The 7,873-nt window shown below is 58.5% G+C and carries 11 protein-coding genes; 2 read left to right on the top strand and 9 right to left on the bottom strand.

Annotated features, from left to right (window positions below; translation table 11 throughout):
- Positions 1 to 280: 280 nt before the first annotated feature.
- Positions 281 to 553, bottom strand: a complete 273-nt coding sequence (locus K309_RS41635) for a hypothetical protein (RefSeq protein WP_156914332.1) — start codon at positions 551 to 553, stop codon at positions 281 to 283.
- Between the two features lie 531 nt (positions 554 to 1,084).
- Between K309_RS41635 and K309_RS0109840 the strand changes: the two genes are divergently transcribed.
- Positions 1,085 to 1,285, top strand: a complete 201-nt coding sequence (locus tag K309_RS0109840) for a hypothetical protein (protein WP_029046258.1) — start codon at positions 1,085 to 1,087, stop codon at positions 1,283 to 1,285.
- Positions 1,286 to 1,830: 545 nt separating this feature from the next.
- Complete coding sequence (locus tag K309_RS0109835; protein WP_029046257.1) at positions 1,831 to 2,673, top strand: hypothetical protein; 843 nt, start codon at positions 1,831 to 1,833, stop codon at positions 2,671 to 2,673.
- A 141-nt stretch (positions 2,674 to 2,814) separates the two neighbouring features.
- Here the strand turns inward: K309_RS0109835 and K309_RS0109830 are convergent, their stop codons facing one another.
- From K309_RS0109830 to K309_RS0109795, 8 genes are all read right to left on the bottom strand, one after another.
- On the bottom strand, positions 2,815 to 3,207 hold the full coding sequence (locus K309_RS0109830) for a hypothetical protein (RefSeq protein WP_029046256.1): 393 nt from the start codon (positions 3,205 to 3,207) through the stop codon (positions 2,815 to 2,817).
- Positions 3,204 to 3,710, bottom strand: coding sequence for a lysozyme (locus K309_RS36305; RefSeq protein ID WP_035877135.1), 507 nt, complete (start codon positions 3,708 to 3,710; stop codon positions 3,204 to 3,206). The genes K309_RS0109830 and K309_RS36305 overlap by 4 nt, the downstream gene beginning before the upstream one ends.
- A 60-nt stretch (positions 3,711 to 3,770) precedes the next feature.
- Positions 3,771 to 4,124 carry a phage holin family protein gene (locus K309_RS0109820; protein WP_029046255.1) on the bottom strand — a complete coding sequence of 118 codons (354 nt, stop codon included), beginning with the start codon at positions 4,122 to 4,124 and terminating at the stop codon, positions 3,771 to 3,773.
- Entirely contained in the window at positions 4,117 to 4,500 is a 384-nt protein-coding gene (locus K309_RS36300; RefSeq protein WP_051320402.1) for a putative holin, read from the bottom strand. The genes K309_RS0109820 and K309_RS36300 overlap by 8 nt, the downstream gene beginning before the upstream one ends.
- A gap of 79 nt (positions 4,501 to 4,579) precedes the next feature.
- The gene (locus tag K309_RS39180; protein WP_051320401.1) at positions 4,580 to 5,026 is read right to left on the bottom strand and encodes a hypothetical protein; all 447 of its coding nucleotides are present in this window, start codon (positions 5,024 to 5,026) and stop codon (positions 4,580 to 4,582) included.
- Complete coding sequence (locus tag K309_RS39175) at positions 5,026 to 6,717, bottom strand: glycine-rich domain-containing protein (protein ID WP_029046254.1); 1,692 nt, start codon at positions 6,715 to 6,717, stop codon at positions 5,026 to 5,028. Before K309_RS39175 ends, K309_RS39180 begins: the two co-directional genes overlap by 1 nt.
- Positions 6,714 to 7,148 carry a tail fiber assembly protein gene (locus K309_RS36285; protein ID WP_035877133.1) on the bottom strand — a complete coding sequence of 145 codons (435 nt, stop codon included), beginning with the start codon at positions 7,146 to 7,148 and terminating at the stop codon, positions 6,714 to 6,716. The genes K309_RS39175 and K309_RS36285 overlap by 4 nt, the downstream gene beginning before the upstream one ends.
- Positions 7,148 to 7,873, bottom strand: coding sequence for a hypothetical protein (locus K309_RS0109795; protein ID WP_029046253.1), 726 nt, complete (start codon positions 7,871 to 7,873; stop codon positions 7,148 to 7,150). Before K309_RS0109795 ends, K309_RS36285 begins: the two co-directional genes overlap by 1 nt.

The raw sequence follows: 7,873 nt of genomic DNA, 5'->3' as shown, positions 1-7,873 counted from the left end.
AGTCCGGGTGTGCTGCCGGTGGGCATCCCCGTGGCTTACGCGGATAGTTGGCACTGTGCAGCACAGAGCTGCAATGGCAGCAGCCCCTGTCCCGCGCCACCGTCATCAGGTCTTCGTCGATCCGGCGTAACAGGGCAAAAAACGCCGGCGTTTGTAGCAAGGCATGGCACACTGCTGAGGTCTCCTTCATTGCTCGACACAATAAAGGCGACATCTTCCCTCAGGCGCGTGCGTGCACGCTCCCTGAGGGAACCCCTCCAGCGTCCATCACCGTTCTTGCTCAAATCCCCGCGCTTTCGGCATCACGAAAGCTGCTTATGCACAGGAGACGGATAATGCCCTCGCTTCCCCAGGCCGAGGGCTTTTCGTTGTCGGACGGCGCCTGATAGGTGAGAGCGGCCCGCCAGACGGAGACTGGCTCCATAGATTGACGAAGAAAGGTGTTGCGATTGACTTGATTGCTGTTTCCGTTCCCTAATTGGGCTTCGTAGATCAACTGACCGTGAAGCAGGGTGGACAGGCGATGGGCGACGACCACAAGGGTTCGCAACATTCGGTCGGCATGAGCGACTGGTTTTTGGCGTTCTTGTATGGAATCCTTGCTCCCTTACTGTCAGCGCCACTGCTTATCTTCTTGTACTACGTGGGGACTTGGCTGTGGACGGGGACATGGCGCACGTTTCGTACGCGACAAGCCGTCGAAGCACTTCTCCCATCCTTGCCGGTAGCCATAGACCGTGCCTCCGAAGAGGGGGCCAACTTTGCCGGTGTCGCAAAGATCGTGAAATTCCTACTGGATAGTGAACTCGCAATTTCTCTACTGCTGTGCGAATTCGCGTTGATCTTTCTCGTTCTATGGGGTGCCGATCGAGGGAGAGGAAACCAAGAGAAGTGATGAGCAGATTGTGAGATCATGCACTGACCCGAGGCTTCTGACTACGCGGCACTCACTTCTAGCGAACGGCGGCGGAGAGGGGCGAAAGCCCCGAGTGCAACCAGCTAAACATTGCCCAGGCGCATGCGCCAAGGACTTCAATGGCGCGCGCTGGCATGGGCAAACCACGAGCCTGTAACGGATCGGCATATGAACGAAGGCTTGCGTAGGACAGCTGCCGTTTTACGCTGGACCGGCTACACATTTCTTATCCTGGCCACTGTCGTGTTCGTGATTAACGTATTCAGTGACGCCGTAGATGCTTTGATCAAAGCAGTGATGATTGGCATCTTCTCAATTCCGCTTCTGGCGGCAGCATGGATCATCAACGGCTTTGCGCAGCGTCGCTAGCCGCACTCATCTGGCCACGTCACAGTAAGGGGCAGTTTGCCGGTGCGGGGACGCGTGGGGCGTGCGAGTCCCTGCACAACAACGTCTTGCGATTTCAAATTCCTTCGGGATTGCACCTTCCTGCCGGCCCAATCCATGGCACTTCGCGCTTGGCTCCAAATGCAACACGGATTGAACTACTAATAAAAGTACGACGGCTATCGCCTGCTGGCGACCAAAGGCAGCGACGCCGCTGCTGAAGTCACGCAACGGAGCCCACGCAACAACGTGGTTTCCCGAACTGGTCGACGCTCACCACCCTGCCCGGCGGCTGCGTCCTGGACGGCGAGGCCTATGTGCTTGACGAGATCGACCGCAGCGACTTCGAGCGCCTGCACACCCGCGCGCGTCGGAAGGGGTGGTACCGTGGCGCAGACCCGGTCGCGTGTACAACCTGCTGGTCGGCAAGGGGAAGGATTTGAAGTCTCAGTCGATCGGGTCGAAACAGATGAAGTCCCGTTGTGCTGCATACTTCGTCCCAGACGAGCCAACAACAAGCATGCCCCATGTCAGAACAATCCGCAGAAGCTTCCGCAACAACTACCGCATATCTCCTAAAACTCGCAACGGTCTACGGGGTGGCACTGGCTGGCCTGTATCTCCTCGCATACTGGGGCGCATTCAATATCAATATCCTTCCCTACATGTCGCTGACTGATATTTTCAAAGTCACGGCATACCCATTAGTGGTTTCGTTGGGCTCATTGATCATTGGCGCGCTCGTGGGCGAAGCTTTGCATCCTCAAGAGATGTTTCCGGAAGGAGGCGGCAAAGACACGCCCGTTGGCAAATTCTTAAACCGGTTCAAGGCCCTGCTCGGCGTCCTGTACTACGCTTCTATCGTCTTGATCGCATACTTTGGAAGAACACCCTTGAAGTGGGTGGTGGTGGGCATGCTGTGTGGCATCGCCGCGGCACAGTTCACGGCCGAGACGCCAGCACTTCGTCGGTTGTTTCCGTCACGGCGCGCAAGGACATTCATGGTAACCATGATGGTGGCATTGCTTGGCGCAGCGTTCGGTCACGGTCAGCTCCATGCTGAGCGGGCGAAAGAAGGGAATGGCCCAATGAAGGTGGATGGGAAGCGCTCCAATTTGCCACTGCAAGAATCACCTGAAAAGCCGGCAGTGCTTCTCGGTTTTGTTGGTGATCGATATTTCATATACGAACGGGCTACTGGCTCTGTGATAGTCGTCAAACAGCAGGACGAAGCTCCAGTCGTCCTGGCAGAAATTCCGCCTGAGCCTGCCACCAGTAAGTCGCAGAGCACCTCCTCTCCGCACGGTAATACTCCCGCTACCGGCGCCTCGGGCTCGTCGGCGCAACCCTCTCCAAAACCTGCCCTCTAGCTTGGCCAGACCTGCACAGTTCGCTCATGCCGGACCGCGCAGTCACCCAAGGCGCCCAGTACCGTTACCATCCAGTCCTGCCACACGTCGTAGTCGGCCACGGCCGGCGCATCCGGCACCACACACGGCGCAGCCAGCGCGCTATCGAGCGGCAGCGGCTTGCTTGGCTGCGTCGACGGCGTCGGACAGCTTGCGCATGCGGACATCATCAGGGCGGCAACCCACAGGTAAAGGCTTCGCATTTTTCAGGTCCTTCCGAATGGCGTCGAGCTTGCCGCTCAACGTGGTCTGGATGCCGGCATAGTCGTCCGCAGCTTCGCGGATCTTCCGCCCGGCGGTGCTCAGGTCTTCAAGCGCCCTGTTGGCTTCGGCAAGATCAACCTGGGCACTAGCTACCTTCAGACGCTCAAATTCAGCATCCTTGCGCCAGCCGTTGGCTGTCCATCCTGCAGCGAACAGTACGACTGCCAGCACGCCCATCAGCGCCACCGCTCCAACTGAGCGCCACGGAACGAGGTTCGCGTTCCAGATCATGCGGCTGACCTCCCCATCGCAATGGCGTCGGCTCCATTCATACCGATGAACAGAGCGCATTCAGCCGCACGGCGACGGATCAGGCCTCGCAGCGGCACCCCGCCCGACCTGTTCCAAAGGGAGAATTGGCTTTTCGCCCCATCGAAGTCACCTGCATTGACCCGTCGCAGCAGGGTTGACGGATTGCCGTTGGCCAAGGTGACCAAGCCGTCTTTCTTGCCCTTCCTTCCTGGCCCAACGTTGAAGCAAAACGACACAAGCGCGTCGAACTGTCCCTGCGTGAGCTGGACGGTCACAGCTGACAAGACAATGCATTCATGCTCAGCCAGATCCGCCAGGAGCAGTTCGTCCGCCCGGTCCCGGGTAATCGTCATGCCAAGCCGCACGTCCGGTCCGGTATGCCCCCAGCCAATTGTCGGGATGCCAGCGCTGTCGAGATACGCTGACGGCCGGCAGCTCTCGAAATACTTGATGACCGCAAGGCCATTCTGAGAAGTCTTCACGTGATGCTCCAAAGCAAAACGGCCACCCGAAGGTGGCCGTTTTGACGACAGGGGAAGTGCTCAGGACCTGGCCCGACAGGCTCGGCGATCCAGCACGATGCGCACCGCATCCAAAATCACGGACAGGTCGCCGCGTGTAATCCAGACCAGCCACAGCACGATGACGTTCACCGCCACCTCCGTCGGCTCGACCGGCGTGTAATACAGCCCGCACAAGATGCGCGCCGCAAGTACGCCATAGACGGCCACAAAGGCGTACCGAGCCAGGCGCGCGTGCAGTTGCATCGGCGCTTCGGTCATGGGTCGTGCAAACAGCAGGATCGAGAAGATCGCTGTTGAGATGACGCCGTTGGCAACCAGCAGCCACATGTCCGCCGCTCCTTTTGCGTTCAGGTATAACATCAGCTCATTCATGGTGGCTTCCTCCAATCAAGCGGTCGACCAGCCGGTTGAGGATCTGCGGAATGGCTTTCTCCGACCAGTCCAGCACGATGACGGCGACCGCCACCACCGCGGCAGCCGAGAAGAACGCTGCCAGCCAAGCGGGCAACCAGCCAACTGCCGACTGCACGTCTGGCGCAATTGCGTATCCACCGACGAGCGAGATGCAGAAATAGAGCGCTTTCTTGATCCAGTGGGGCTCTTTGCTGCGCAACAGGAATACCACCGCGCCACAGAACACTCCGCTTAACAGCGCGACATTTGGCTTCGACACAATAGCGCCGAGCGCAAGACCGCTTGCCATCCCGGTAACCACAGCGGCGCCGGCCGACGAAACTGGCTCAGGCATGTACTCTCCAAAAAGCAAATGAATGCCGGCACAGGGCCGCTTACGATCATGCACCCTGGCCCACTACATTAACGATGCTTCATACCCCTTCCGGCCACTCGATTGACGGCATGGCGGAAACGAATTCCTCCAGTGAAGGTAATGGCTTGAAAGCAGACTGCACGTAAGCAATCTCGTTGAGACCATACCTCCAGACTGCATCGCGCCACGCGCACATCGAATTCGCTTCTGCGGCAAACTTCGGGATGCTGCTCTGCAGGTAAGTGATGGCCGATTTAATATCGTCATAGCCGCGGCTACGCGCGGTTGAGTCCATTACCTGTTGCAAAGCGCCTATGTAGGCATCAGCGATACTTTCTGGGGCGGGCGGCTTCGGCGGCGTGAACTGACCGTTCATATACGTCCAACCGACCTCCACATCGCCTGATGCATCGACCCACACCAGCGACGGATGAAACCCCGGAAACGGCTCAGCGGTCATTAGTTCAACCACCCGCCCTTGTTCGATTCTCGCCTTCGTGGTCATTACATGAACTCCCTGAGGATCACCAGACCGTCCGATCCGCGGCCGGTCATGAATCCGCCTGTCGAGCTATTGCCTCCAGCGCCACCCGCCCCCCTACCCGTTCCATGCGGAGCAGGCGTGGCGCCGCTTATGCGAATGGCACCCATCCCCCCAAAGCCGAGCATTGAATCTCCACCTCGGCTGTAGTTCGCGTACGCCGTCATTTGGACTGGCGAAGAACCTTCGCCGCGAATGTTCATGTCGCCCCCAACGCCATCGCCTCCCAGCACGCCAAGCAGCATGCTGCTAGTCACGCTACCGATCCCTCCCTTACCGCCAGTCGCCGAGACGACGATACCGAGCGATGTCGTGCCACCAGGAAACCCAAAACTTCCATCCGTAGCGCCAGGTTTACCTCCGGCCCCGACAACTATGTCGAGGCTCTCAGGCAATGCTAATGCGGAGCAGCGCAGCTTCGAATAGCCTCCCCCTCCACCTCCCGTTGCAGTACCCAAGGTGGACGTCCCTCCTCCACCGCCGGCACCCTGTACCTCGGCTTCGACCCACTCCGGGTTGTGCGTTGCCTTGAACCATTTGGGATTCGTGATCAGATGGGTGCCACTTCCAGTCGCTGTGATAACGATCGCTACACCACCTGGATGAGTTGCCACCCTGAACCAGCCGCCCTCGCCGCTGTCGAAGGCGTCGGCGAATTTGACTTTAACCACGAAGTACGTCACGCCCGCCTGCAACTCGGGTGGGAGTGCGTCACTACTGTCGAACACAACCGGGGATCCAACCAACGGCGGAACTAGCGTGCAATTGATGTTTGCAGACTGAGGCTCGAAAGCCACCGACTGTGCAACCACGGAATAGACAGTCTCCGAAAGCAACACTGCCCCCCTGAGCTTCTGCTGTTGCTCCTCGGAAATATGAAGATCCCCATCGCCCTTGATGTCAGACAAGGCTGAATGCTGACCTATAGTCGCTACGGGCGCCAGGTCAGGTCGGTTTAGGATCCTTGCGACACCGCTGGCGGCATTCCAATCAGCATTGACCTGAGCAGCCGGGATGGCAGGCTTCCCAGTCAGGTCGGCGTAACTGCCTGAAGTTGCGACTGCGGCGAGCGAGGGCTTGTTCAGAATCCTGGCTATTCCGCTGGTCGCATTCCAGTCAGCATTGACCTGAGCAGCCGGAATGGCAGGCTTGTCTACGAGGTCATCGTAGCTACCTGACGTAGCGACAGCGGCGAGATTGGGCCGGTTTAGGATCTGCCCCGGGCCAGAGTTGGCATTCCAGTCCGCGTTGAGCAGTACCCAGTTCCGTGCCGATTCGTCCGGCGCCTCCGGGTCAGTGGTATTGTCATCTGCCTGGTTAACCCAGTATCGCGTGCCATCCGATGAGAGCAGCATTGCGCCCTTGGGATATCCGTTCACCCCGGAGTCATCGGCGAATGACTTGTTGTATGGAAAGCCGCCGCCGAGCTGAATCCAGCGTGCTGTCAGCGACAGCAGGTACAACACGCCGTTCATGTCCTTCCCATCCGGCGGTACGCCGCCCAGCAATGCGCTGGTCATCGTGATATCGGGGAACCCGGATTCCAGTGACGCCGCTCCCGGCTTGTCCGACTGTGCTGTCTCCGGGATATCGTTCTTTGACCCACCCGATGCGAAGGGCACCGGCATGAGCTTTGGCAACTGGCTCGATTTCATTGATCAAATCCTTGCGTCTCAGATTGCGCCTCGAGTGACATCGGCCACACGACGCTCATCGGCCAACCGGCCTGCATAGGCGCATCACGAAGTGCCTGGCGGTAGGCAAGCCATTCGCCCGGCACTGGTTGCCCTGATTCCATCGATCGCAGCATCACCCAATCGGATTCGCGCAGGAGAGCATCTCGCCGCGACCTCGCCATCGCATCGAGTTCATCCTGCCGAGTTGCCAGATGCTCCGCGTAGGAGGCAATCGAGCCGTACTTTCCGCCCATCAATTCAGCATGGATTCGACGTCCATGCTCAGTGCAATCGTGGGCCGCAGCGCCAAATGGAACGTAGTCCCGCATCCCATCAAACTTGACACGACAAAAGATGACAGTCCCATCTGCCGATCCGTAGATCGGATCCTTTACGTCTTCGTATTTCATCAGGCCACCCTAACCACCAATGAGAGCTTGTCCCCGCCGCTGGAATAGTTACCGCACCCCATCCAGGTTCCAGGCAGGACTGGGCCGTTCCAACGGACTTGTGGATTAGCGATGTAAGCACCCGGCGCCAGAATGTTGGCCACGATGATGAAGTTCCCTAGTCCACCCAACACCATGGGATTCAGCGTGGCCGAAGTCCATCCAGCAGATAGGTCCGGCTTGTTGAGAATCGCAGCAACTCCGCTGGTTGCATTCCAATCCGCATTGACTTGAGGCGCCGGAATTGCGGGCTTCCCAGAGAGGTCGTTGTAACTACCGGAGGTGGCCACCGCAGCCAGATTGGGTTTCCCATCAAGGTCGTTGTAGCTGCCGCTGATAGCAACCGTGGCAAGGATTGGCTTGTTGAGAATCTTGGCCGCCCCACTGGTGGCGTTCCAGTCGGCGTTCACCTGGACGGGGATCTTGGCAAAAGCGCTTGTGAGCGCGTTAATGCTTTCCGCGTCGATCGAGTATCCAAACGCGCGGGCAAGCTCCTTCATCTGCTTGTAGAGCCACGCGGTACGCTGGTCCACAATCTGCTGAAGCCGATTGAACTGCTCGAGTTCTGGAGGTACCTCGCCAATAAACGCCCACCCCTCTTGATAATCGCGCGAGTCGAGAGGCACGATAGCGCCGTTGGTTGCCCAGACAGTCTCAAAATCGTTGAAAAAATCAATGCTCGCCAT

This window comes from Cupriavidus phytohabitans (assembly GCF_000426345.1).
Classification (GTDB): Bacteria; Pseudomonadota; Gammaproteobacteria; order Burkholderiales; family Burkholderiaceae; genus Cupriavidus.
The sequence above is the reverse complement of the archived record's forward strand: the minus strand, read 5'-3'. Positions and strand labels throughout refer to the sequence as shown.